Origin of the sequence: Carboxylicivirga longa, assembly GCF_050589825.1 — a bacterium.
GTDB lineage: Bacteria > Bacteroidota > Bacteroidia > Bacteroidales > Marinilabiliaceae > Carboxylicivirga > Carboxylicivirga longa.
This window is the reverse complement of record NZ_JBNGOZ010000009.1, coordinates 158,535-184,647: the sequence shown is the minus strand read 5'-3', so window position 1 is coordinate 184,647 and position 26,113 is coordinate 158,535. Positions and strand designations below refer to the sequence as shown.

Genomic DNA, 26,113 nt, shown 5'->3' with positions numbered 1-26,113 from the left:
TCGGGGTTTTGTTATACTTTTAAGATAGTAATAATTATCTAGATATCAAAGATATAAGTCAACTTATGAATATCCCTAAATAAAGGAAAGACGAATAGCTGGCAGATTATACCAAAGGAAAACACATGCCATCAGGAAAGAAATAAGGCACAAAACAGGCTACCCACCATACCGTTTTTCACCAGGTGTTCCTTTAAAAAAGATAATGCCTTTGTCATTTGATTCTCTACCGTTTTTTCGGAAACACCAAGCTGTTGGGCAATAAGCGCATTGCTTAAACCCTTTTTTCTACTTAAAATAAATATTTCACGCCGGCGTTGGGGTAAAGCCTCAATTAAGGCTTCATACTGCGCTTCAAGAAAATTATAATCACTTATTTCCTGGGTACCGGCATTATTGGATAGACTGGCGACGGCCAAATAATCGAGGTATTTTTTTTCAGAAGCACGTTTCCTAAACAAGGACAGTACGGCATTTTTGGTTACAGTAAAAACTAAAGCATCAAGGTTAGTAGCCGGATCCAGCGTAGCACGACTGGTCCACAGCTTAATAAATACCTCTTGCACCAAATCGTAGGCATCATCTTCATTCTTCAGATACGAAAAGGCGAAACTAAAAATTTTTTGATGGTATAAGGAATACACCTCCTCCAATGACTTTCGCTCGCCATTTAGTAATCCCTCACACAATTTAACATCTTCCATAACCTACCCTTTTTGCATACTCCGTAAGAACTAGGCGCACCTCCCTGATTTTGGGTTTGCAATATTAACATTTTTTTACTTTTTCGCCAATAAGTGTTACTTGCCAGCGAAACAAAACGAACAATACATGCTTATGCAGCATAATATTCCGGTATAATTCCTTCAAATTTTAATTGTAATACAAACTCTGAAGGTGGACATTGGCGAGTTTTTCTATAACTGAAAAATAAAGCCATTTAGAAATATTCAATGACCAATCACAAGCGGCTGAGTACAATACGCAGATACCTGAAGAAAGGGACAGCTTGGGCTAGGCTATCAACAATTTTTGTTACGCCGGTTACATAAACAGAGAAAAACGGCTAGATATTTTCTAAAGAGAAGCATCCGACTTACTTTCCGGCCAATATTTAGAAATGAGAGAAGTCTACTAAACGGCAGTAAAAAAGAAATGAATTACATCCGAGAATCTGCGACAACGCGCGATAGCTGGTCAGGGTGGGAAGCACTCCCACATGACAATTTGCCTTGGGTTAAATATGAAAAGAAAATTGATAAAGCGTATTAACAAAACTGCTGAGCTTAGTAGCAGCATGTGCTCCAACAATATACTAGGGCTAATAAAGAGGAATATCCAAAGATATGAATACCACCCAAAAACATAAGTTAGTAACTCAAATTATGGATATTCCCCCATTTAAAAATTCGCTTACAAAAAAATTACTTCCCCCAAATCACTTCATGTATATACATTGTTGAGCCAACACTTTCAAAGCTGATTTTAGCAATCGTTTTGTCGTTTGTATTGCTTAGCTTAGAGTAGGCCACTTTGCTGCCATCGGTAAAATGAACCGTGGCACCCTCAAAGTCACCCATTATATAGACAAAATGAGCGGATGACTGCTCAGGACAGGTAATTACCAAAGGCTCATCTTCCTGGTAAGCAAAGTAAGTATCCATATCACCGTCGTACATCATGGCGGGCGCATTCACACGGGCCTCACCCGGCACATCCAGCTTAAACAGATCAATTTTGATTTCCAGCTTGCTGTCAGATGTGTTTCTCAAACGGGCATAACGCACTTGATCTTTAACCGACAAACGCGCCTGCATATTATCTTCCTTGTTAGTGGTTTTGATAGCTTTCCAGCTTTGGCCGTCGCCTGACACCTCTACAACACCCTGTGCAGCAACCTGATCGTTACCCAGGCGCAGATGCACATAATTGGCAAAGATTCCCTCGGGCAAAGTAATTCCCACATACTTTCCGGGCTGAAGACCAATCACCTCAAGCATCGGATTGATGCGCACATACTTACCTTCGCGTGTTACCTGCGCTGCCTGCAAAGCATCCACATTAGTGAACACACGGTAATAGTCTGCGGCAGCATCATTGGCCGAACGCTCCTTACCCGAAACCGCAGTATAGAAAGCGGCCGCTTCATGGTTCAGAAGGGTTTTTACAAAAGGCGTAACCACGGTGGCTGCCGTCTCGCAACCTTTAGCCCATGGATCGGGCTCACCTGACTTCTTCTGCTGGCGGCTAAAGTCGTCCATTTGATAAAGCTGCGACAAGGTATGATTAATGGCTTCCAAACGTGCTTTAGGTGTTAAATCCTGGTCGATGAGAGCAGCCATCAGTTTTTGTCCCGCCTGTCCCAAGGCCTCGAAGGAGGCAATCCAAAAACGTGTCTCTTCATAAAAGGCGGGGTTAACAGTAGGCAACTCTTCGCGCAGTGTTTTACCGGCCTGAGCCATTTCATCAAAAGCTTTAACTATGGCCATATAAGCCTTTGGGTCGATATTACCGTCTTCCAAATAAGCCTTTTGAAAAGCTTCCATGGCAGGACGTATGGCTACTGATTCCTCGCGGCGGTAACCGTGCGTATTAAGTCCCTGGTCACTGTTATGTGAGGCAAAGCATAGCATGGGCTCAGCCAGTGTTGGGAAAAGTCGCTGAATACCGGCTTTCCATGATGCTTCTGACTCAAAACCTTTCATATTCCAGGTATAGTCAGCCACACCAAACAGGCCAATCTTAGAAGCTTCCGGCTTGTCCATAGGATTGGAGGCAAAACCCGATAGGGTACCCTTATTATCTACATCGAGTCCGTAGGTGCGTCCCAGCAAAAGGCGCGTGCGCACATAGTCACTCACCGGCCAGTTCCACCAGATAAAAGCCTTGCGTTTAATACGGGCATTAATCCAGTCCATGCTTTCGCGGGTAATATCGGCACACACCGAATTACCAGTCCACATAATGTCAATATCCTTATCCAGCTCGTTACCCAATATATCCAGGTAATCGCCTCCCGACCAGGCACGATTATACTGCGTGGGACACATTATCAGCGAGGTAACATCAGGTTTCTGACGAATAAAATTGGCATTCAGGTAATTCAACATCTCGGCCTGACGACGGGCATCGGTACCTTCACCGGAAATATCATCGAAGAATACGGCGAAAGAACGCACACCCAAATCATACATCAACTCAAACTTGTTCTTACAGGCCACAAAGTCGTCGATGATACCGTCGCCATCGCTATCGTTCCAATGAATGTCACGTCCAGGGTGAACAGCCCACACATAATTAACATGGTTAGCACGTGCCACATCCACCAGCTCCTTAATCTCAAGCGCTTTTTCAGAAGGGTAAGGCTCGCGCCATTGGTCAGAAAATCCATGATAGGGATCATCTTTGGGACCGTAGATATAGGTGTTTAATTTATACTCACCATAAAAACGCAACTGACTGAGCCGGTTGGTATGACTCCATGGCTTACCGTAAAAACCTTCCACCGTACCACGATAAACCACATCGGGCCAATCCTGCACTTCAAGGCTTGGCATACGCACTTCATCGCCGCCTTGATTCATCAGCTGACGAAGTGTTTGCCCTGCGTAGAACACACCTCGAGCGTCGCGTCCGGCCAAAACAATTTTCTTTGGTGATACCTTCAGGTAATAACCCTCGGCGGCCTCGGGTATATCATAGCCGCCCATCTTTTTATCGTCGGCAGTACCGGCCACCACATTTACTTGGAGTCCATCGAGCAGAGACTTTAATAATGTTACGGTATTGGCGTCAACACCTTTTCCAATTTTCCACTTGGCAGCTCCTTTAGCAACAACAAATTCATCGCCCTGCCCCTTTACTTTTTGGGGCGTAGGATAAACAGCCTGATGCTCACTTGCCTTAACACTGCCCACCAAGAATAGACTTAGGCAAAGGGCATAGCAAGTACGTAAAAAAAACTTTTGAATCATGTTTGTGTATTTGATAATAGAATTTAATAATTGCAAATTATATGCTTAGGGCTTAATTAAGGTGGCAAGATGCCAAAAATAAAGAATTATCTGAATTCTTTTCCTAATTTTAGAGCGGTAAACAAGAACATAACAAAGAGAAAATTCTGCTAAGCTTAAACAGATGAATTATTTCGACATTATCACCGGTATCATTTTGATATTGGCCATAATAAAAGGCCTAAAAAACGGCTTAATCATTGAACTCTCATCTTTAGCAGCCCTGGTGCTGGGGTTGTTCGGTGCCATAAGGTTCAGTAGCGTCACCGAATCATTTCTCAGTGAACACATCGACTCATCCTATATTGGCATCATCGCCTTTGTATGCACCTTCATTCTTATTGTCGTCGGTATTCACTTACTGGCCAAAGCAATAGACAAACTAGTGAGCGCCATTGCCCTGGGCATGATTAACCGCGTGCTGGGTGCTATTTTCAGTGTGCTCAAATATGCCTTTATTATTAGTGTGGTGATTGCCATACTGGATAGTTTTGCGCGCAGCTATAGCATAATTCCCGAGTCAGAGAAAGAATCATCGCACCTGTACGAGCCCCTGCGCAACATAGCCCCCTCGGTATTTCCCTACCTTCAGTTTGATGATGTAAGAGAGCAGATTGACAGTGCCCGTAAAGGCATTGATGTATAGCATTACACGGGGACACCACTCAGCGCCTCGTTAAAGGCGTGCAAAAGACGATCGGCATCCACGGGCTTCTGAAACACATTGCTAAAACCCATGCGCAGGTATCGGTTTCGCTCCTCCTCAGAGAGCGGCTTGCTGGTTTGTCCGATAACAGGCACATAAATGCCGAGTTGGCGAATGTCCGAAATAAAATTTGACAGCTCCAGACCCGGCATTTCCAGGTCCATTAGTACAATATGAATATCATTGCGCTTGAGCAGCAGCTCGCGTGCCGACTTTTGTGTACGTGCCGATATTAACGTAATGCGTGTACGATCCAGTACCTTGCGCATTTGCAGTTGAGCCGTACTGGTGGCATCTATCAGTAACATCATTTTATTGGGCCAGGTATAATTGGCGCGCGTCACCACACAGGTTTCCACACTTATGTCCCCCGCGGGTCGTTTCTTCCCCTCGGACACTTCCTCCATAATTTTTTTGGAGGCAAGAGGTGTCTTCTGCAGGGGCAGCGTAAAGTAAAATTCAGATCCGGTCTCCTCTTCCGAAACAAGGCCAATGGAACCGCCATGGGCCGATACTAATCGCTTACAGATAGACAATCCCAAACCGGTACCTCCATAATGCTTGGAAGTACTTTCATCGGCCTGTCGGAAAGGCTCAAAAACAAACGACTGCTTAAGTCCTGGAATGCCAATACCGGTATCGCGCACATAGAAACGAAGCTCATGATCATTGGTTGTATAGCCAAACTCTATAAATCCCTTTTGAGTGAATTTAAAGGCATTAGCCAGCAGATTATTAAGCACCTGACGCACCCGACGAGGATCGCAGTTAAGCGACTGTTCAACCTCGTTATCGGGCAGGTTGAGATAAAATTTTAAATGATTTTTTTGGTCGAGGGCCATGCGCTTCTGATAAATATGATACAACTCACTCATCAATTGCCCAATATTCACCATCTCTTTTTCCAGGCTCAACTCACCACTCTCTATCTTAGCCAGATCAACAATATCATTAATAAGATCCATCAGGTTCTCCGAACTTTTATTAACAATATCGATATACTCTGTCTTCTCTTCTTCCGATATGCCCTCTTCCTTCAGGAGATTGGTAAAGCCCACTATGGCATTAAGAGGAGTGCGTATCTCGTGACTCATGTTGGCCAAAAAAGCTGACTTCAGCTTATCGGCACCCACTGCTTTTTCTTTGGCCTCCAACAGTTCCTGCTCAGCTTTCTTCCGTTGAGTATAGTCACGTCCCACAATCAGAAGAGATGAGATATGACTGTTGTCTGTTTCCGGGGTTAGGGTCCAGTCAAAGGTGCGTATAGTATCTTTAAAACGATATTCTATCTCTACAGTGGAAGAGCAGCACGCCACTAGTACATGATCAACGGCTACCATTAAACCTTCCACCAATTCTTTGGGCAATGCCTTGATGGATTTTAGCTTATGCCCTACACAACTACGCTCATCCAGCTCAAAATCCTTCAAAAAGGCAGCGTTACAAAAAGACAACTCAGCGTGATTATTGATGCGCAGAATATGGTCGCGCGAATTTTCAGTGAGCGCCCTAAACTTCTGCTCACTACTGCGCAAGGAGGCTTCATTATTTTTACGCTTTGTAATATTATGCACCGATACATAATAGTGTAGCTTACCTTCAAGGTTAAGGGTGGTAACATAAATCTCGGCATGCAGCACCTGACCTTCCTTACCTATCAATTGCGTATCTCCTTTATAATCGTCACCCTTCTTCACCCTCCCAAGTGTATCAATAAAACCCTCCACAAAAGTGGTATTGGGAAATACATCGTTGATGCACAGCTTAAAAATCTCCTCATGGGAATAATTGAGCATTTCGCAAGCCGACATATTGGCATAAACAATGTGTTTTTGCTCATCGATAATAAAAATACCATCAATAGTGGCTTCAATAAGCTTACGGTTACGCTCTTCGCTTTCGCGCAGATGATTTTCGGTCTTCTTCACCTGCGTAACATCCTCGCCAATTAGCAGATAACTATTATCACCATTGCCCTTGGGTGCCCTTGTTCCCAATACGCGAATAACCATCTCACCACCATCCTTACCCCGCATTCGCGCTTCAAGACTGGCAACACCTAGCCGGTCAATGTCATCATAGAATTGTTGCACCTCCGCCGGATTGCGTTTACCCTCATAATACAAATTAGCAAGCGACTCACCCTCCAGCTCATCCTTGCTGTATCCTGACTGTTTCATGGTAGCATCATTCACATATTGAATAATGTGATCTTTTACAAGAATAATACCGATGGGCGCAGAACTCAATAAGTTTTGCAGGAATTGCTCCTTATCCGCCAGTTCACGATTTACATTCAGTATCTCAGCGTGGCTCCTTCGCAAGTCAGATGCCACCTCTTCGCGTTCAAATGCATGAGCGATAAGGCGCGAGGCCATTTGCAACAGATCTGTTTCGTGGGGTAGCCATTCGCGCTGAAAGCTACATTCATCAAAGCCAATAAAGCCATAATAACGCTCTTTGACCCACAAGGGGTAGGCCAACACCGATTGGATACCCTGTGAAGCAAGTTTTTCGGTGATTTCGCGAGGCAATGTGTGTATGTCACTTGCCTTTAAATAACCATCATCTATTAATATCTGCTTCCAGGCCTTAAAATTATCATACGAAAGCTTTTGAAGACTCTCTTTTGCGGGTAGCACCGCCTCGTTACACCATTCGTAAGTATTAGAAAAGGTAAGCTCATCAGCATGGTTTTCGAAGATATAGATGCGGCTTACATCGGCAAATCGCCCCAAGGCCTCTAAGGCCTCGCTGATGCGTTGTTCAATGGCCTTATCACGCGCCAATAAAGAGGACAAGTAAAGCGGCAGATAACCCGAGGATACAGCTTTATCCTTCGTGTCGGGATGAAAGGGCCCACCCCACATTCCCTCGTACATCCGCTTCATCATGCGCTTCAGGCGGGTATTCTCGGCCAATAGTAGCTGTTCCTTGTTTATGCTCACCGGGTTAAATATCTGATTCGTTGATCAATGCAATACTACAAAAATAGATATTTAAGTACCATAAACACACACCTTACTAAACAAAACAAGGCCGTTGGTGTAAAAATCAGAACTATTCATCAATACATGCGTGAAAATGATAAAAATAAAATGATAAAAATGAGCCAGGCAAGCATATTACCGACTAAATATGGATGCTTTATAAAACGGCCTTTAGGCGCAGAATAAAAAGATAAGCCTGACATTAAGAATATTTGGATTCAATAATGTATTTTTGAAGAAAATGAATTTTGGATGGTTCAACAGAACGGTTTAGTAATAAAATCTACCGGCAGCAGATACTCCGTACTCACCGAAGACGGGGCAGTAACAGTTTGCCGCATTCGTGGTAAAATACGCCTACGGGGCATTAAAAGTACAAATCCTGTGGCAGTGGGCGATCAGGTTGTTTTTGATGACGATGGGGCTGGCGAAGGCGTAATATCAGAAATTAAAGAACGTAAGAATTACATTATCCGCAAGGCCACCAACTTGTCCAAAGAATCGCACATACTAGCCGCCAATGTTGATCAGGCGGTATTGATCGTCACCATTAACTACCCCATGACCTCCCGCGTATTTGTCGATCGTTTTATTGCGGCATCCGAAGCCTACGGCATACCCGTTACCCTAATATTTAATAAAACCGACCGCTACGACAATAAGCATCAGGCCACATTGAAAGAGTGGCGTAACTTATACGAGGGCATTGGCTACCCTACCCTTGCCGTGTCGGCAAAAAAACAAAGCGACTTAAGCGAGGTAGAAGCATTGTTGAAGGATAAAATCACTGTATTAAGCGGTCATTCGGGTGTGGGTAAATCCACGCTGATTAACCGTATAGAGCCCGAGCTCAATCTGAAGACAGCGGAAATATCAGCCCTCCATCACGCGGGTAAGCACACCACCACTTTTGCTGAGATGCATCCGCTCAATATTGGCGGATATATTATTGATACACCGGGCATACGAGGCTTCGGTCTGATCCATATTGAGAAAGAGGAGCTATACCATTACTTTAAAGAGATATTTGAATATTCACAAGATTGCCGTTTTAATAATTGCAGCCATTACAGCGAACCGGGCTGCTCAGTGAAAAACGCCGTAGAAAAAGGGAACATAGCCCTTTCGCGTTACGAAAGCTACCTGAGCATCTTACTGGATCGGAACGAGAAATACAGGTGAAAATCCTGTATCTTGAGACCTTTAAAACATGAGAAAAGCTTATGTCATAGCATTTATCAGCATTGCCTTCTTGATAACCGCCAACGTCTATTACTATGTTGATACCTATCACTGGCAACTCAATATGCAAAAGGACATACTTCACAAGCAGTCGGTGATGGTGCGCGATAAACTCAGCCAGTTTACAAACAAAACCAACACCAGCATCTCCATACTGATTGCACAAAACGAACTCAGCAAACTGTTTACAAAGGGCGGCAAAGACATTGAGGTACAAAAACGCCTTGAAATATTATACACCAGCTTTAGCGAACACCTGAGTCAACTAAAAGTGTATGACGTTAAAGGCAACAGCTTTGAGCTGCAACGAGCCGAGAATGGCACCTTCATCTCTGCATTTAACAGCAACGATTACATTGACCTACGATCGGCCAACGTACTGATTAATCCACAGGGCACAAGCATTATATACCTTCAACCATTGCTCGATGATGATAATATAGTAGGCTATGTGCGCTTCGATATGGATCTGGATGCCTTTTTCACGTCGGTATTTCACAACTTCCATCTAGAGGACATTCATTTTCAATGGGTAGTAAAACCTAATGGCACGGTGGTATATAATACCCTTCACGCCCCCAATTTTACTCCTCTTATGGATCATGCCACTCATTGCGGTATTGAAAAAGACTGGTATGCTTCAGTGCATGAGCTAATGATTAACAATCGGTCAACAAAAGTACTCACGGTATTCAGTCGTCTTTACCTCAATGGCATTGGCTACCATCTGGCATTTTCTATGCCCCTCAAAATTATTACGGCTTCCATTGTTCGCTACTCATTCCTGGTAGGTGGTATATCCCTAATTATTATCTGCCTTATACTATTCATCTTTAGCCTTTACCAACATCGCTACCTAAAAGACCGTGAAGCCATAAAGAAATCAGAAGAAGCACTTCGTAAAATGGTATATTACATGCCGGTTGGTGTAGTATTAATGGATAGCAGCAACCGCATAAGACAGGTGAACAAAGCAGCATTAAGACTCTTTGCTTTTACTGACGAAGATCAATTGATAGGCCGCATTGCGCGTGATGAAATTCTATTTGAAAACAAGATAAGGCTTGACAAAACATCCTATTCCAACCAATCGAATAAATATATTCTTAAGAGCAAGAATAACGAAGAGTCCGTCATCCTGCACGATCAAATCCCTTTCTATCTTTTGCATGAGCGCTATACCATTCAGGTTTTTGTAGAGGTATCATCGCTGGAAAATGAGCGTAAGAACGAAGAGCTGACCCACAAAGCTAAATCCACATTTATTGCCAATATCAGCCACGAGTTACGCACACCCCTCAATGGCATCATTGGCATGACCGATATTTTACTTACCTCGGAAAAAGATAACCACGACCGCAAACTACTGAGCGTTGTCAAACGATCGGCCGACACATTGCTGGCACTTATCAATGACATACTTGATTTCTCAAAAATGGAGGCAGGCCGTTTTGAAATCGAATCAGTGCCCTTTAACCTGCACGAGGAGGTGGAACAATCCATTAATGCTTTTCTGCCCCGTGCGCATAAAAAAAACATACAACTTACCTGGAATACTTTTGTAAACCTTCCTGAAAACTACATCGGAGACCCCATACGCGTGCGCCAGGTACTTAACAACCTACTGGGCAATGCCATTAAATTTACTGAAGAAGGCCGGATACACCTTAGCATCAAGGAAAGTAAAAATCTAAACGGCTCACCTGCCATTCTGTTCTCCATCAAAGATACGGGCATTGGCATACATGCCGATAAACTTGAGAGTATCTTTAATTCATTCTCACAGGAGGACGAGAGCACTACACGCAAGTACGGTGGTAGCGGCCTGGGCATCACTATTTCAAAACAACTGATTAATATGATGGGGGGAGATATACAGGTTAACAGTCCATCGGGCATCTCCGATAACCCACAACAGCCAGGGGCCGAATTTACTTTTACCCTGCCTTTTAAAGCTAAAACACAGCAAAAGCATTATAACTACAGCCATATCACATCTTTAAAAAAAGTACGTGCTTTCATTATCAGCGATGAACCCATGCATGTAAATATCCTAATGAAGAACCTCGACTCGCTGCATATCGACTATAAAATACTACCTCCCTCCAACGAAAGCATCGACATTATACGCACCGACAGTAAGCACCACCTACTTATTGTGGATCAGCGACCGGATTTTAACGGTCTTGATTTCTTGCAAAACATATACAACCACCGCCTGCATAAGCGCATGCCCATCCTGCTGCAGAGCTCCGATTTTGAGCCCTGCAACACTTCACTGGCCAAGCAATTGGGCGTCGATGCCTATCTGCGCAAACCCATTGAGCTAAAGCAATTAACCGAATTTATCCTGCGTTTCCTTCCCAATGTGGAAACACCCAGACCCGCACTCCCTGATAGCGAAAGGGAACCCCTAAGAGTATTACTGGCCGAAGATAATGTGCTAAACCAACGTATTGCACGCAATCTGTTTGGAAAAATAGGTCATCAGATAGACATTGCCAATAATGGTATCGAAGCCCTCGAAAAGACACAGAACAATCCCTACGACATAGTCTTTATGGACGTACTAATGCCGCGTATGAACGGATTGCAAGCCATTGAGCAAATGCGACGCAACCAGGTGACATGCCCGATAATAGCCCTCACCGCCAGTGTTGAGGAATCGGAGCGCGAAGAGGTACTAAAGGCCGGCATGGACGATTTCATCACCAAACCGACAAAAGTAGAAGACCTCTCGCGAATGATTGCCAAATGGTGCAATGTCTAAACATCATCAGTAATAAAACCACCTTAGCTGCGTTAGTAATGCAACACATCAATGTAATCATCAATGAACTTTTACACCCACAAACGCGTCTGGAAACTATTCCTGCTCATTGCAGCTGTTACCATAGGCTTGTTCACCCTTATCTATACCGATAACCTCACGAGCGAACTCAAAGAAAAAGAGCGCAAAAGTGTGGAGATATGGATGCAGGCAATCAAACAGATTACCCAAAGCGGTGCCGGTGAAGATGAGTTGGCGCTCACACTGGAAATCATCAGCCAAAACACAACCATTCCCATTATCATTATTGATGCTGACTCCACCATTAATTCGCACCGTAACCTGCAACTACCTGAAGGCAACGAGAAGGCCGCCATAGAAAAAGAATTGAAACGCCTGATGGCGCGAATGGAGCCTTTGGTCATTGATCTGGGACCTAACGAGCGTCAGTATTTGTATTTCGACGACTCCATACTCATTAAAAAACTGGGATGGTTCCCAATTATACAGCTGGCCATTGTAGGCTTATTCATTACCATTGCATACATTGCCTTTAATGGAGCACGCAAAGCCGAGCAGGATCAGGTATGGGTGGGCATGTCTAAGGAAACAGCTCATCAGCTGGGTACCCCTACCTCATCATTGCTGGGATGGGTCGATCTACTAAAGCTGAAAGAGGAAAACAGTGAACTGGCGCTTGAACTGGAGAAAGACGTCCGCCGCCTTCAAGTAATTACCGATCGCTTCTCAAAAATAGGTGCCAAACCCGAGTTAAGCGAGCAGCCCCTGATACTGGCCATCGATGAAATTATCGATTACCTGCGCCGCCGCACGGCCTCCAACGTAAATATAACAATAGATACCGGCAGGGAACCCTATCTGATGGTGAATATCAATAAAGTACTGTTTCAGTGGGTAATCGAGAACCTTTGCAAAAATGCGGTCGATGCCATCAAGGGTAAAGGCAGCATACACATTGCCATACAACAAACCAACGGTCATGTACTTGTTGATATTAGCGACACAGGCAAAGGTCTTCCGCGCAATCAATTTAAAACTATATTCAGACCAGGATACACCACCAAGCCAAGGGGCTGGGGGCTCGGCCTTTCCCTGGCACGCCGCATCATTGAAGGTTATCATGGCGGCAAACTATTTGTTAAAGAGTCGATTCCCGGCAAAGGCACCACCTTTAGGTTAAGTCTACCAAAAGCCTGAAACATTATGACTTATTAACAAACAAAAAAAAGCACATTCCTTTTCTTACTTGGGTTTATTTTATACTTTTGCACAGTTTTTAGAAAGGGAAAAGTGGACAGATTGAAAAACTACAGTATTCCATTTAAGGGATTGAAAGAAGGCAAACACCTGTTTAACTATGAAATAGGTGACGAATTCTTTGCGTTGTTTGAACAGCCACTGGTAGAAAAAGGACAGCTAAAAGCCTGTGTCGAACTAAGTAAAAGCTCGGCCCTGTTTAGCTTGAATTTTACGATTGAAGGTCAGGTGGAGACCATTTGCGACAATTGCCTGGGAACACTAACCATTCCATTGAGTAACACCTCACTGGTGTATATCAAATTTGGTGAGGAATATGACGAACCAACGGAAGAGATTATTGTTTTACCACATAATGAACACGCGGTTAATGTGGCGCAGTTAATCTACGAACTTATTTGCGTAGCTTTACCAATCAGACACCTGCACCCTGAAGACGAAGATGGCAACGTTACCTGTGATGCTGAGATGCTAAATCAACTGAACGATTATTTGGTTGACGAAGAAACGGAGGAGGAACAGGACGATGATACGGATCCGCGATGGGCGGCTCTGAAAAATTTAGTTGATAAATCAAATAAATAGGTTGAAAAATGGCACATCCTAAGCGAAAGATCTCGAAAACGAGAAGAGACAAAAGAAGAACACACTACAAAGCAGTTGCACCTGCCTTGGGCGTTTGTTCAAACTGTGGTGCTACTGTTAAGTTACACACAGTATGTGGTGAGTGCGGTTATTACCGTGGAAAATTAGCTGTAGAAAAAGAAGTAACAGCATAGTTTATTGAATCCGCATTCAATAAAATTTGCCCTCAAAGAAATTTGAGGGCAAATTTTGTTTAGCCCCAATCCTCCCCTTTTCCAAACAGACACTGACCTTTAAGTGCTTAAAGCCATATAGATTTTCAAATCATTTGTTTACTATTTCGGTTTTCTTACTTTTGTACTCGCTCATATTGAGCATTTCTTTAGAAATATTTTAGAAGAGTATTAATTTTAGCAGATGGTATGTGTGGTGCCATTTGCAGGTTATTGAAAGATACGGAGACAAAGAAAGAAGTAGTTCGGGAGTGAATTATTAATTCGATTAAGTTTCCAATCTGCTGCTGCGCAAAGCGCAAGCAAAAAATTGAACATCAAATGAAAAAAACCAGTGCAGTTATTACAGCCGTTGGTGCATACGTGCCTGATTATATACTGGATAATCAGGAGTTAAGTACAATGGTAGATACCACCGACGAGTGGATCATGACCCGCGTGGGTATTAAAGAGCGTCACATCCAAAAAGGCGAAGGCCTGGGTGCTTCAGACATGGGTGCTGAGGCCGTGAAGGATATTTTCAGAAAGACAGGGGTGAAACCGGAAGAGATTGACTTGGTGATTTGCACCACTGTTACGCCCGACCACCCATTCCCGGCAACCGCCAATATTATTGCCGACAAATGCGGTATTAAAAACGGCCACGGCTTTGACATTAATGGAGGTTGCTCTGGTTTTATATATGGTTTGGATGTAGCCAGCCGCTTCATCGAATCGGGTGCTAAGAAAAAAATACTTGTAGTGGGCGCCGAAAAAATGTCGTCCATCGTGGACTATACCGATCGCACAACTTGCGTATTGTTTGGTGATGCCGGTACAGCCGTATTACTTGAGCCGACAGAAGAAGAAATCGGTATCCGCGACCGCATCCTTAAAAGCGATGGCTTTGGTCGTGTACACCTTCACATGAAGGGCGGCGGATCGGTATATCCGGCCTCACACGAAACTGTTGACAACAAAATGCACTACATCTACCAGGAAGGACAGCACGTGTTTAAGCATGCCGTTTCAAAAATGGCTGATGTATCGGTGGAAATTATGGAGCGCAACGGCCTGTCACATGAAGACATTAACTGGCTGGTGCCACATCAGGCTAACCTGCGCATCATTGGTGCTACAGCAGAGCGCATGAACCTGGCCAAAGAGAAAGTAATGATCAATATTGAGCGTTACGGCAACACCACCTCGGCTACTATCCCTCTATGCTTGTGGGAATGGGAGAAGCAACTGAAAAAAGGCGATAATATTGTGCTGGCTGCCTTCGGTGCCGGCTTTACCTGGGGCTCAATTTATATTAAGTGGGGCTACGACGGTGATAAGTATGCCAAATAATATAGCTGACCCATTGACGATCAGCTCAAAAAAACGGAGTAGCCAGTGGCTACTCCGTTTTTTTTATAATCTCAGGCGCTGCGCGTAAAGCCATCCATATAAACCAGCACCTGATACCTAACAGCTAATACCTAACAGCTAGTACCTACCCCCCTACTTATAACTATCCATCTTTTCGGCCAGCTCATCCACATCATCCAACTTAAAATTACCGAAGAAAGACAGCAAAACACCGTTGGTCTCCCCTTGAAACAGGATATGGCATTCTGATACCTTTCTTCCGGATCGTAATATTCTGATATCAACATCCTCATCCGGCTCATCCTCTTCCACTTTGTCATAGCGACTCAGCGGCAGATAGTTCAATGTAAGCTCTTTAAAGTCGATGCTTTCTTCATTTTCAGGTGCATTGTAAATCATTAGCTTCACCTCGGTAAGATCGCCACTTACATTGCCTTCGCCCTTTTCATCATCATCAAAATTCAGATTAACGGCTTCCAGCATGGCTTTAGAGAAAGACATAAGAGTGATGCCGGGTTTCAGTGCCATCTTCTCAAATAAGCGATCAGAATGACGACTCTGCGCACTCATACTATATGAAAATGCAGCGATAATTGTTATTGCTAAAAATTGTTTCATGTTTTCTTATTTTTATACCAACAGCAAATTACATTATTTGATAACACCATTTTTTTTTCGTTGATGAATTGTATGAGCACTCCCCTGCAAATCAACCTTACTCTTCACCTCTTATAACTCTCTACTCATCGCTCATCTCTTCTCTCACAACTTACCACTAACTAATACTCATCAATAAAGCGATCCAGGTAGGGACTCACTTCCAGACTCTTGCCATAGGGTATCTGAATAGTTACAATCACACGCTGCTGCCGCACCAGAGCCTCATCGGCAATCTTAAAGCTACGATCCAGGTATATAACTGAATCCTTTTGCGTCCATTCATAGCTTGTGTTCCGCGCATTAAAAGCTGCATCCTCATCATTGAGGCCACGGGCACGACGATCAATACTCAGCGCGAAATCATCGCCCCGGCGAATATTGATAATAGGTCGCCCCTCCACCTTAAAGGCACCGTCCTCGGAGTAGGCACTAAGCGGATCCATGTCCATCAGAAAATCGCGCTCTGCACCGTGCTGCTTCACCTCACTGGGGCGAAGGTAAATGGTTTGAGCTGTGGTACTCTTCAGAGCGTGTTGCTCACTCAATGTTTCTGTTTCTTCAAAGCTGCGGGCAATACGAATGCCGGTGAAAAAGACCAGTACAATACCAGCCAACCAAAGTATAAGAGCAGAGGTGCCGACTACCTTGCCATGGCTATTAAAACGGAAAATCAACTTTAAGCCCAGATAAAGAATCACAATAAAAGGAATGCCAATTACCAGCAGGGCAGCAGCCATCATTAGATTTTGATCCATCTGCGACAAGAAACGATCGGGAATGGATGCAATAAAATGATTGCCGTCAGTTAGTGCCAGACTCAGAAGTGTATCTTTAAAGGCAACAAAACCTACCAGACCCATAATTGACAACACACTCCATATAACGATGCCTACGCCCAGAATTATCCCAAAGATATTCAGAAGCTGATACAGGCCTTTGGCCATGGCATCACCTGTTTTATTCGCTTTGTTTTGCATACGTTTATAACTTGGTTTGTTTTTATAAGCCTTAAATCGTGAGGTTACGGCAGCATACTCCTCCTTAATATTGTCACTCACAGTATTAAAAGTAATGCCTCCCCGCATCTCCATGCGTTGCGCCAATGTTTGCGCCTTGGGCATCACAATCCACAGCACCACATAAATGAAAGCTACCACGCCAAAACTCATCAGGGCAGTCACCACGGCGATGATGCGAAACACCAGCGGATCCACATCAAAATAGGCACCCAATCCGGCACATACTCCTCCAAAGATACGATCATCAGGATCGCGATAGAGGGCTTTCTTACTGTCATAAATGGTGGAAGACGATCCTTTCGCATCAGCATTTGCTGCCTCCTCTTCATCCACAATATCATTGGGCTCGCCAATGGTATCAATAATCTCATTCACGGCTGCCAGCTGTATGGTGCTCCCCGCACATTTGTACTGAAACAGCTCGGCTATGCGTGCTTCTATATCAGTTATCACTTCCTGTGCTTCCCCATCCTCACCCAAACGTTCTTTAAGGGTGTCCAGGTAATTCTTAAGGCGCTCATAGGCGTCCTCTTCAATTTTAAAGGCAAAGCCATCCAGGTTGATATTAATTGTTTTATTCATGGTTAAATAATCACTTAGGGTAAATAATATTTGCAATTAACACACGAGCATAAACCCGCCAAACATCCAGAAGAGAACTTTAAGGGTTAAGCTACCCAGCAGGATAAATGCAATAAGGTATAACACGATTTTCAGGATGGTTTTAAAAACAAGTCCAATCACCAAAAGCACCAGTACCAGAGTAAGTGCACCCGGGAAAAAGATATGACTAAACATAGGTACTACATGATGCGAAAAACCTGTGAATACAGCCATTGGAGCATGCATAAAACTACCTGCTTGTGGCATATTAAAGAGCATCCAGCCGCCCACAATAGCTACAACAATCAGCAAGGCCGACTTATCGCCTTTGCTAAAACGACTGAAAAAACTCTGACCCTTTTTATAGGTGGCCGACTCCTTAAAAGTGCCAAACTTCCTGCGCACCTCATCATACTCATCACGGATGCTGCGCTCTATGTTTTCAATGGTGATACGCTCGCCGCGCATGTGTAGCTTTTGCGCCGTGGTGCGCGCCGGTGGTAGGGCAATCCACAGAATGAGATAGATGAGTAAACCCACACCCGTAAAGATAATAAAAAGTGCCGTGAGTATTCTAACGAGGGTAACGTCAATACCAAAATAAGCAGCTATACCGGCACACACACCTCCGAGCACGCGGTTATCAACATCGCGGTAGAAACGGCGACTAGGCTTGCGAAACACCAATGTGTTTGGCGGCGTATAACTTTTCTTTTCATCGGACTCTCCCTCGTCGAACTGCTCGGGCTCTCCCATCGTGGCAATCACCTCATCAACCATTTCAAGAGTAACAACACCCGCTTCCTTATCAATCCGCTCATTAAATATTTCGGCCACGCGACTCTCAATGTCCGCAATAATCTCATCACCACTATCCTGCGATCGGAAAGTAGTTTCAATCTTATCGAGATAAGCCCTTAGGCGAGTGTAGGCATCCTCATCGATATAAAACATTTGCCCACTTATATTTATACTTACTGTTTTTTTCATGACTCAGCTTCTTTATTGGTTTGATGTATCAGTTCAACGGCACTGACCAGTGCCTGCCACGAGGCATCCATTTCGCCCAGAAAAGCTCTTCCATCATCGCTCAGTGCGTAATATTTACGCGGTGGCCCCTGCGTTGATTCTTCCCAGCGATAGCTCAACAGCTGAGCGTTCTTAAGGCGCGTAAGCAGCGGGTACAGCGTGCCTTCCACCACAATCATACGGGCCTCTTTCAGCTGCTTAATGATGTCGGAGGCATAGGCATCGCCCTTGGACAAAATAAGCAGGATACAATATTCCAGTACCCCCTTCCGCATTTGCGCTTTGGCATTTTCTACTTTCATTATCTCCGGTTTATAAAGTTATACATTCAAAATACTATCCTAAACAATGAATTAGGCATTACAAATATACGGTCATTGTATGGTTCTATGCAATACATAGTACCATATTTTTTCTAGTGAATACTCAACTCAATCTTCAAAAGCCGCACCAATAAACGGATGCAGCGCGAAAAAAAATCTTGCCAAACCCTTAATTTTCTTACTTTTGCAGGCTAAAACAAGATCAATGCTATTTGAATCAGGATATTTGGCACTTTTCCTGGCCTCCTTTCTGGCGGCCACAGTGGTACCCTTTAGCTCGGAGGCTCTCCTCTCGGGTATGTTGGCTTCCAACTACAACCTCTACTGGTGCCTTACACTGGCCACCCTGGGCAACTGGCTGGGGGGTATGAGCTCCTACGGACTGGGTTATCTGGGCAAAACCCAGTGGATAGAGAAATATCTGCGTATTCGCCCAAGTCAAATTGAGAAAACACAAAAGCGCATTGCCGGTAAAGAAATGTGGATTGCCTTTTTCTGCTGGCTACCGGGCATTGGCGATGTTATTGCCGTACTGCTGGGCCTGCTAAAAGTAAATGTATGGCTGGCTGCCTTTGGCATGCTGATTGGTAAACATATGCGTTATGCTATTTGGGCACTTCTCACCCTTGAAATCATCAATTGGTTTCGGTAAAGAAGTAGTAAGTTATAAAAGTATTGATACAGCAGAAAAGGCTAGTCGCCGCGAAATTATAAGCAGTCATCTGCATCATATTTTTTATCTTACTCCATATTAATCATCTCGGTTCTTGAGCCTAAGTTAAAGTACTTCCCACTTAAATAATTTTCAAGTCATCACAATTTTCGCCATTTTTGCAGCTCTTTATTAAGAAATTAGATTACATATCGTTGTTTAAATAAGTCCAGATGGCAGAAGAAAATATAACTGAAGCAATCAACGCATCGTTTGAACGGGCCGTTGAGAAGAGTAAGGCATTGGAAGCAGACTTGCAAATTAATCCTGGTAAACACCGTGTATTAACGGGCGACCGCCCCACCGGTAACCTTCACATTGGCCACTATTTTGGCTCCTTGCACAACCGTGTGCGCCTGCAAAACTTAGGCGTTGAGACCTATATTGTAATTGCCGATTATCAGGTACTTACCGACAGGGATGTATTTAAAGACATTTCGAAATATGTACTGGAGCTAACCATCGACTACCTGGCATGTGGGCTAGACCCGCATCAGTTTAAAACGCACATATTTCCGCACAGCCATATTCCGGAGCTAAACCAACTATTGGTACCCTTCCTGTCGCTGGTATCCAACGCTGAACTGAGCAAAAACCCAACCATTAAGGAAGAGATTCAGGCATCGGGGCAAAATGTAATTAATGCAGGCATGTACACCTACCCGGTTCATCAGGCGGCCGACATCTTGTTCTGTAAAGGCGATGTGGTGCCGGTGGGTAAAGATCAGCTGCCCCACATTGAACTGACACGTAATATTGCCAAGCGCTTCAACAAGAAATTTAAAGCCCGTGTTTTCAGAGAACCAACTGGTTTGTTAAGTGAAACACCCATGATACTAGGGCTGGATGGTGGCCAGAAGATGAGCAAGAGCCGTAACAACACCATCATGTTAAGAGCTACAGAAGACGAAACCATGAAAGCGGTAAAGTCGGCCAAAACTGATTCAGAACGTTTGATCACTTACGACCCCATCAACCGTCCTGAGGTAGCCAACCTACTGCGTATTGCCGGCCTTGCCTCAGGGCAGTCACCCGAGACACTGGCAGCAGCCATAGGCGATCAGGGCGCCGGTAAGCTTAAACAGGTAGTTACCGAGGCCATTAATGAGCATTTTAAAGACATCCGTCAGCGTCGCACACAGCTCGAAAATGATCATGATTTTGTGAGAAGCATCCTGCGCGAAGGCATTGATGTAGCGCGCAACATGGCGCAAAACACACTGGAAGAGGTACGCGCTGCCATGAACATGAATATCTAAAGCAGATCAAAAAAGTATAAAGATGAGGGAAGCGTTGGCTTCCCTTTTTTTATTAACGAAAAATTAACGCGACGTATTTTTACGTCATTTTGATTTGACGTATTTTTACGTCAAAATTAAAAGCATGTCACAAGCCAAAACAGAACTTTTTGAAGATCAATTGCAGGATCTGGCCCAACTGTTTAAAGCCCTGGGTCACCCGGCGCGCCTGCAAATACTTCAGTTTTTAGGCGCACGCAATACCTGCTACTCAGGCGATCTGTCGGAAATTATACCCCTAAGCCGCACAACCATTAAGCAACACCTCACCGAACTAAAGAAAGCCGGTCTTATTAAGGGCACTACATGCGGAGCAAAAACCAACTATTGCCTCAATCCCAAAGGCATAGAGCAACTTCAGGCACAAGGCCTTAGCTTCTGCAATTGCCTAAACGAGTTGCCCCTTCAACAAAACAAATGTTAATAGATTAATAAACAACACAATGAGAGTTTTAATTTTATGCACCGGCAATAGCTGCCGCAGCCAAATGGCCCATGGCTTTTTACAGTCATTTGATAAAAACATCGAAGTATATTCAGCCGGTACCGAAGCATCGGGTAAGTTAAACGCCAAAGCCGTTGAGGTGATGCAGGAAATTGGTATTGACATCAGCGGCCATTCTTCCGATTCAGTCAATAAATACCTCAATGAGAAATGGGACTATGTAATCACCGTTTGTGGCGGTGCCAATGAATCATGCCCGGCCTTTACAGGCGATGTGAAGCACCGTGTCCACATTGGCTTCGATGATCCGTCTCATGCCCAGGGAAGCGAAGAATTTATCATGAGTGAATTTCACCGGGTTCGCGATGAAATCAAGGAGGCTTTCTTCCAGTTTTATACCGAGAATATTAAAAAATAATGTAAAGCTAAAAACGTTGATCAGCCTGATGCATAGCCTTTTGCGACCATCGGGCTTTTCGCTTTGTAATTCTTCGTTATGACACAAGAAAAGAAACAAATCGGCTTCTTCGAAAAATATCTCACCCTTTGGGTAGCGCTGTGTATAAGCGCAGGTATTTTAATCGGCCATTTCTTTGGCAAAACTGTAAGCCTCCTCAGCGGCCTTGAAATTGCAGGCGTTAATATTCTGGTGGCGCTACTCGTGTGGCTCATGATTTACCCCATGATGCTGCAAGTCGATTTCTCAAGCATCAAAAATGTGGGGAAACGCCCCAAGGGCATTATCCTGACACTGATCGTTAACTGGCTGATTAAACCCTTCAGCATGGCCTTTTTCGCCTGGGTTTTCTTTACAAAATTATACGGAGCATTTATTGCACCGGAGCAGGCCGGGGAATACATAGCCGGTGCTATTCTTTTAGGGGCTGCTCCCTGCACGGCCATGGTCTTTGTATGGTCGTACCTGACCAATGGCGACCCCAACTACACCCTGGTGCAGGTATCTGTTAACGACCTGATTATTCTGGTGGCCTTTGTTCCTTTGGTGGGTTTACTGCTCGGCATTACTAATGTGATCATCCCCTATGATACGCTGGTAAGCAGCGTGGTTATTTTTGTGGTGGTACCCCTATTGGCCGGTACCCTAACCAATCGCGCACTCATTCGCAGGCGCGGAGAGACCTGGTTTACCGAAAGCTTTTTACCAAAATTTAAACCGCTTAGCATCTTTGCCCTACTGGCCACACTGGTGCTCTTATTTGCCTTTCAGGGGCATAACATCACCAGTCAGCCCTTTATCATCCTGCTCATTGCGGTGCCTCTGATTATTCAAACCTACTTTATCTTTTTTATTGCCTGGATAAGCGGTCGCCAGCTAAAATTACCACACGCGGTATGTTCACCGGCCGCCATGATTGGTGCCAGTAACTTTTTTGAACTGGCCGTGGCGGTGGCTATTGCCCTATTCGGTCTTCAGTCGCCTGCTGCCCTCGTAACCGTGGTTGGCGTGCTGGTTGAAGTACCCGTTATGCTTTCGTTGGTAGCCCTGGCTAACAAATGGAAGTATTAAATAATAAACTGTTGATTAAGGGTCAGTAGTCAGTGGTAAAGAATGTTAAACTACTGACTACTGACCAATAACTTCTGACTTATTTATATTTTTGCAGCATGATTTACTTACTGGGAGCTATAGTAGTAGCCTTAATTGTGGCTTTCATTTTTACCCGAAAGTCCAAAGAAGGCGAGCAGGATGAAGAACCTGTGGTGATTGCTGACGATTGCTGTGGGGCACACGAGGTGTGCGAAGCCGACAGCTTACTAAGTAGCAGCGACAAAGCAGAATATTACGAGGATGAAGAGCTGGACAGCTATGCCGGACGTGCTGCCACAAGTTATACTGACGAGCAGATTGAACAGTTTCGCGAGATTCTGTTTACCCTGAAAGAGCGTGAGGTAGCCGGATGGCTTAAGAGCCTGCAGATCCGTCAGATTAACCCGCCCGTAATTATTCGTGAAGAAGCCCTGATGATTGTAGCCGATCGCCGGGGACTGTAGATGTATGACATGTAATACTTCCAAAATAATCATCAAAATGCTTTGATGACGCAGCAATTACATCCCCACTGATTAATATTACCTACTTTTGTCATACAAACTTTCCGGGTAATCTTTTATCTTCGTGCCGAACAAATCCTTAATAAGATGAATCCAGCACACATTGCAGCTATCATTGGCGGATACTTCGGCCTACTCATCCTGATTTCATTTGTAACCAGTAAAAAAGCTGATAACGATACCTTTTTCAGGGGCAATAAGCAGTCTCCCTGGTACATTGTGTCCATTGGCATGATTGGCGCCTCTCTGTCGGGCGTTACCTTTATTTCGGTGCCCGGATGGGTCGGCTCAACAGGGCTCACTTACATGCAAATGGTAATGGGTTATTTTCTGGGTTATCTGGTAATTGCCCACATCTTACTCCCCCTTTACTACCGTCTGAACCTCACTTCCATTTATACTTACCTGGAAGATCGCTTTGGCTTTTGGTCTTATAAATCCGGTGCTGCTCTCTTCCTCCTGTCGCGCACCATTGGCGCTGCCGCCCGCCTCTACCTGATGGCCAACGTACTGCAAATAACGGTCTTCAATGCCTTCAATATATCTTTTGAAATCACCGTATTGGTCACCATATTACTCATCTGGCTCTACACCTTTAGGGGCGGTATCAAAACCATTATCTGGACCGATACCCTACAAACCCTATTTATGCTGCTTAGCGTGGGCATCACCGTGGTGGTGGTTGCACGAACCCTTGACCTTTCTTTTGGCGGCATGATCAAAGCTGTTGCCGGCAGTGACCTGTCGCAGGTATTTGAGTTTGAAGACTGGTCGTCGAAACAGCATTTTGTGAAGCAATTCTTTTCCGGCGCTTTTATCACCATAGTAATGACGGGGCTTGATCAGGATATGATGCAGAAAAACCTGACCTGCCGCAACCTGAAAGACGCACAGAAAAACATGCACTGGTATGGCCTCTCTTTTGTGCCCGTCAACCTCTTGTTCCTAAGCCTGGGGGTGCTGCTGTTTATGTTTGCCGCCAATCAGGGCATTCCATTACCGGCCAGCAACGACGATTTATTTCCCATCATTGCCACAGGAGGCTATCTACCCAAGGTCGTTGGCATCTTTTTTATGCTGGGGCTGGTAGCAGCCGCTTATTCCAGTGCTGATTCGGCCCTCACCTCTCTCACCACTTCATTCTCGGTGGACATACTGAATGTGGAAAAGAAAAGTGCAGAAAAAGCCAAGAAGACCCGTTTCCGTGTTCACATTGCCTTTAGCCTGGTGCTAGCCGTCGTTATTCTTATCTTCAAAGCCTTTAACAACGACAGCGTAATCAGCACGGTATTTAACCTGGCCGGCTATACTTACGGACCACTGTTGGGTCTTTACGCCTTTGGACTCTTCACCAAATGGAAGCTGCGCGATGCCTGGGTGCCCCTCATCGCACTGGTCTCACCAATTATCATTGGCTTTCTGGATGCTCATTTCACCATGGGATTCGAAAAGCTGATATATAACGGGCTAATCACCTTCATCGGCCTTTTGCTGATCAGGAAGCGAAAGCCTTAATGCAATAGTTTCCTGTTTGGTATTTAAGCAGGAAAAGAAATCATGCAGGCATTCTGTACTGTTCCGGCTATAATAGCGAAGGAACAGCCACTGTAATGACAGGCAAATCAAGTCCGCGCGTCTGCAAAATCTGCTCAAAGGGCATATAAAAATCACCATCATCATCAAATACAAGACGGTGGTTAAGCTCCGGGAAATCCATTCGGGTAAGGTCGCGCATTTTATACACCACCGCTTTGCCCGCATCATAAAAGGTACCATGGCCACGCTGCTGGCGAAAGGCATGCACCTTGCCCCGCACAAAAGAGCCGTCGCTGTTGGTCCATATCTGCACCACAGGCGACAGACCATTGGCGCCGCTAATATTAAAACGGCTATAGGTACAAAAGTTACTAAGGCTATAAGCGATAAAACGATTATTGTATATTTCGATAGCCCTTGGCACATGCGGCCCATGACCAAAAACCATATCGGCACCAGCATCTACAACCGCATGGGCAAAGGCATACACATTACCACGATTCTCACCGTAGAACATTTCTGTCTCGCGCGTAACATGCTGATGATCCTTCCCCTCAGCTCCCCCATGAAAAGATACAATTACATAATCGCAGCTTGACTCAAGCGCTTCAACAATGCGCACAGCCCCTGCCACATCGCCGATCTTAGCCGTTCCCGTATTGGGAGCAAAGGCACACATACCAATGGTTTTACCATTGATCACCTTCACCACTGAAGGCTTGTCCACCAGGCCGGCGAAGGCAATATCCAGGCTATCCAGCAAGCGGCGTGTTGTCATCAGGCCGGCCGGGCCAAAGTCGCGGATATGATTATTGGCCACACTCAAAAAATCAAAACCTACACGTTGTAATACAGGAGCATAACGGGTTGGTGTTTTAAAGGCATAGCATTTACTCAGATCTTTGCAACGCTTAAATACCTCACCTTCATCCAGAAAGGCACCCTCCAGGTTACCAAACACCACATCGGCATTGGCAAATACAGGTACCACAGCTTCCAGCAAAGGCCAGGGATCATCGTTGGGTGGAAGGTAGTGCTCCTCGGGGAAATGGGTGCCCAGCATCATATCGCCCACACCAATAAAGGACAATCCATCGCTATGCTGCGCACGTAAATGAAGGCTAAATACAATGGATATAATTGTGATAATTGATAATCGGAACATACCTGTATTGTTTTGCCGTTAAAGATACAATTTTGAACCACGATGGTAAATTGTCACAAGGGTAAAATCATGGAGGACCG

General features: G+C 44.6%; 22 protein-coding genes. 14 read left to right on the top strand and 8 right to left on the bottom strand.

All coding sequences use genetic code 11. The annotated features are described in order from the left end of the window. Nucleotides 1-131: 131 nt before the first annotated feature. Together ACRD7A_RS10180 and ACRD7A_RS10175 are read right to left on the bottom strand one after the other, a co-directional pair. A complete protein-coding gene (locus ACRD7A_RS10180; RefSeq protein WP_430811747.1) occupies nt 132-704 on the bottom strand; it encodes an RNA polymerase sigma-70 factor in 573 nt (190 codons plus the stop codon). A 720-nt stretch (nt 705-1,424) separates the two neighbouring features. After that, nucleotides 1,425-3,974, bottom strand: coding sequence for a beta-N-acetylglucosaminidase domain-containing protein (locus tag ACRD7A_RS10175; RefSeq protein ID WP_430811746.1), 2,550 nt, complete (start codon nt 3,972-3,974; stop codon nt 1,425-1,427). A gap of 163 nt (nt 3,975-4,137) precedes the next feature. Between ACRD7A_RS10175 and ACRD7A_RS10170 the strand changes: the two genes are divergently transcribed. Continuing rightward, nucleotides 4,138-4,659 (top strand): CvpA family protein, encoded by a 522-nt coding sequence (locus ACRD7A_RS10170; RefSeq protein ID WP_430811745.1) that lies wholly within the window; start codon nt 4,138-4,140, stop codon nt 4,657-4,659. Between the two features lie 2 nt (nt 4,660-4,661). Here ACRD7A_RS10170 and ACRD7A_RS10165 read toward each other — a convergent pair whose 3' ends face one another. Continuing rightward, the gene (locus ACRD7A_RS10165; RefSeq protein WP_430811744.1) at nt 4,662-7,667 is read right to left on the bottom strand and encodes a PAS domain S-box protein; all 3,006 of its coding nucleotides are present in this window, start codon (nt 7,665-7,667) and stop codon (nt 4,662-4,664) included. Between the two features lie 294 nt (nt 7,668-7,961). Here ACRD7A_RS10165 and rsgA point away from each other — a divergent pair, with 294 nt between their 5' ends. The 6 genes from rsgA (at nt 7,962) to ACRD7A_RS10135 (ending at nt 15,149) form a co-directional block, all read left to right on the top strand. Further along, nucleotides 7,962-8,891 (top strand): ribosome small subunit-dependent GTPase A, encoded by a 930-nt coding sequence (gene rsgA, locus ACRD7A_RS10160; RefSeq protein ID WP_430811743.1) that lies wholly within the window; start codon nt 7,962-7,964, stop codon nt 8,889-8,891. A gap of 28 nt (nt 8,892-8,919) precedes the next feature. Continuing rightward, on the top strand, nt 8,920-11,721 hold the full coding sequence (locus ACRD7A_RS10155) for a response regulator (RefSeq protein WP_430811742.1): 2,802 nt from the start codon (nt 8,920-8,922) through the stop codon (nt 11,719-11,721). 63 nt (nt 11,722-11,784) lie between these two features. Next, the gene (locus ACRD7A_RS10150; protein WP_430811741.1) at nt 11,785-12,939 is read left to right on the top strand and encodes a sensor histidine kinase; all 1,155 of its coding nucleotides are present in this window, start codon (nt 11,785-11,787) and stop codon (nt 12,937-12,939) included. Nucleotides 12,940-13,032: 93 nt separating this feature from the next. Further along, on the top strand, nt 13,033-13,584 hold the full coding sequence (locus ACRD7A_RS10145; protein WP_430811740.1) for a YceD family protein: 552 nt from the start codon (nt 13,033-13,035) through the stop codon (nt 13,582-13,584). An 8-nt stretch (nt 13,585-13,592) separates the two neighbouring features. Next, nucleotides 13,593-13,778, top strand: a complete 186-nt coding sequence (gene rpmF / locus ACRD7A_RS10140) for a 50S ribosomal protein L32 (protein WP_212188993.1) — start codon at nt 13,593-13,595, stop codon at nt 13,776-13,778. 360 nt (nt 13,779-14,138) lie between these two features. Beyond that, a complete protein-coding gene (locus ACRD7A_RS10135; protein WP_430811739.1) occupies nt 14,139-15,149 on the top strand; it encodes a beta-ketoacyl-ACP synthase III in 1,011 nt (336 codons plus the stop codon). Between the two features lie 153 nt (nt 15,150-15,302). On the opposite strand, the gene ACRD7A_RS10130 is transcribed toward ACRD7A_RS10135, so the two are convergent. The 4 genes from ACRD7A_RS10130 to ACRD7A_RS10115 all read right to left on the bottom strand — a co-directional run bounded on the left by ACRD7A_RS10130 (nt 15,303) and on the right by ACRD7A_RS10115 (nt 18,783). Further along, on the bottom strand, nt 15,303-15,788 hold the full coding sequence (locus ACRD7A_RS10130; protein WP_430811738.1) for a DUF4252 domain-containing protein: 486 nt from the start codon (nt 15,786-15,788) through the stop codon (nt 15,303-15,305). A 161-nt stretch (nt 15,789-15,949) separates the two neighbouring features. Further along, nucleotides 15,950-17,431, bottom strand: coding sequence for a PspC domain-containing protein (locus ACRD7A_RS10125; RefSeq protein ID WP_430811737.1), 1,482 nt, complete (start codon nt 17,429-17,431; stop codon nt 15,950-15,952). Nucleotides 17,432-17,467: 36 nt separating this feature from the next. Further along, nucleotides 17,468-18,442 (bottom strand): PspC domain-containing protein, encoded by a 975-nt coding sequence (locus tag ACRD7A_RS10120; protein ID WP_430811736.1) that lies wholly within the window; start codon nt 18,440-18,442, stop codon nt 17,468-17,470. Beyond that, nucleotides 18,439-18,783 carry a PadR family transcriptional regulator gene (locus ACRD7A_RS10115; RefSeq protein ID WP_430811735.1) on the bottom strand — a complete coding sequence of 115 codons (345 nt, stop codon included), beginning with the start codon at nt 18,781-18,783 and terminating at the stop codon, nt 18,439-18,441. Before ACRD7A_RS10115 ends, ACRD7A_RS10120 begins: the two co-directional genes overlap by 4 nt. A 226-nt stretch (nt 18,784-19,009) precedes the next feature. Between ACRD7A_RS10115 and ACRD7A_RS10110 the strand changes: the two genes are divergently transcribed. The 7 genes from ACRD7A_RS10110 to ACRD7A_RS10080 all read left to right on the top strand — a co-directional run bounded on the left by ACRD7A_RS10110 (nt 19,010) and on the right by ACRD7A_RS10080 (nt 24,847). After that, nucleotides 19,010-19,456, top strand: a complete 447-nt coding sequence (locus ACRD7A_RS10110; RefSeq protein ID WP_430811734.1) for a YqaA family protein — start codon at nt 19,010-19,012, stop codon at nt 19,454-19,456. 233 nt (nt 19,457-19,689) lie between these two features. Then, nucleotides 19,690-20,775, top strand: coding sequence for a tryptophan--tRNA ligase (gene trpS / locus ACRD7A_RS10105; protein WP_430811733.1), 1,086 nt, complete (start codon nt 19,690-19,692; stop codon nt 20,773-20,775). Between the two features lie 124 nt (nt 20,776-20,899). Further along, on the top strand, nt 20,900-21,238 hold the full coding sequence (locus ACRD7A_RS10100) for an ArsR/SmtB family transcription factor (protein WP_430811732.1): 339 nt from the start codon (nt 20,900-20,902) through the stop codon (nt 21,236-21,238). Nucleotides 21,239-21,257: 19 nt separating this feature from the next. After that, on the top strand, nt 21,258-21,677 hold the full coding sequence (locus tag ACRD7A_RS10095) for an arsenate reductase ArsC (RefSeq protein WP_430811731.1): 420 nt from the start codon (nt 21,258-21,260) through the stop codon (nt 21,675-21,677). 78 nt (nt 21,678-21,755) lie between these two features. After that, nucleotides 21,756-22,787 (top strand): ACR3 family arsenite efflux transporter, encoded by a 1,032-nt coding sequence (arsB, locus tag ACRD7A_RS10090; RefSeq protein ID WP_430811730.1) that lies wholly within the window; start codon nt 21,756-21,758, stop codon nt 22,785-22,787. Nucleotides 22,788-22,885: 98 nt separating this feature from the next. Beyond that, nucleotides 22,886-23,272 (top strand): hypothetical protein, encoded by a 387-nt coding sequence (locus ACRD7A_RS10085; protein WP_430811729.1) that lies wholly within the window; start codon nt 22,886-22,888, stop codon nt 23,270-23,272. 147 nt (nt 23,273-23,419) lie between these two features. Next, nucleotides 23,420-24,847, top strand: coding sequence for a sodium:solute symporter (locus tag ACRD7A_RS10080; RefSeq protein ID WP_430811728.1), 1,428 nt, complete (start codon nt 23,420-23,422; stop codon nt 24,845-24,847). A 67-nt stretch (nt 24,848-24,914) separates the two neighbouring features. Here ACRD7A_RS10080 and ACRD7A_RS10075 read toward each other — a convergent pair whose 3' ends face one another. Next, nucleotides 24,915-26,033, bottom strand: coding sequence for a CapA family protein (locus ACRD7A_RS10075; protein ID WP_430811727.1), 1,119 nt, complete (start codon nt 26,031-26,033; stop codon nt 24,915-24,917). Nucleotides 26,034-26,113 lie beyond the last annotated feature (80 nt).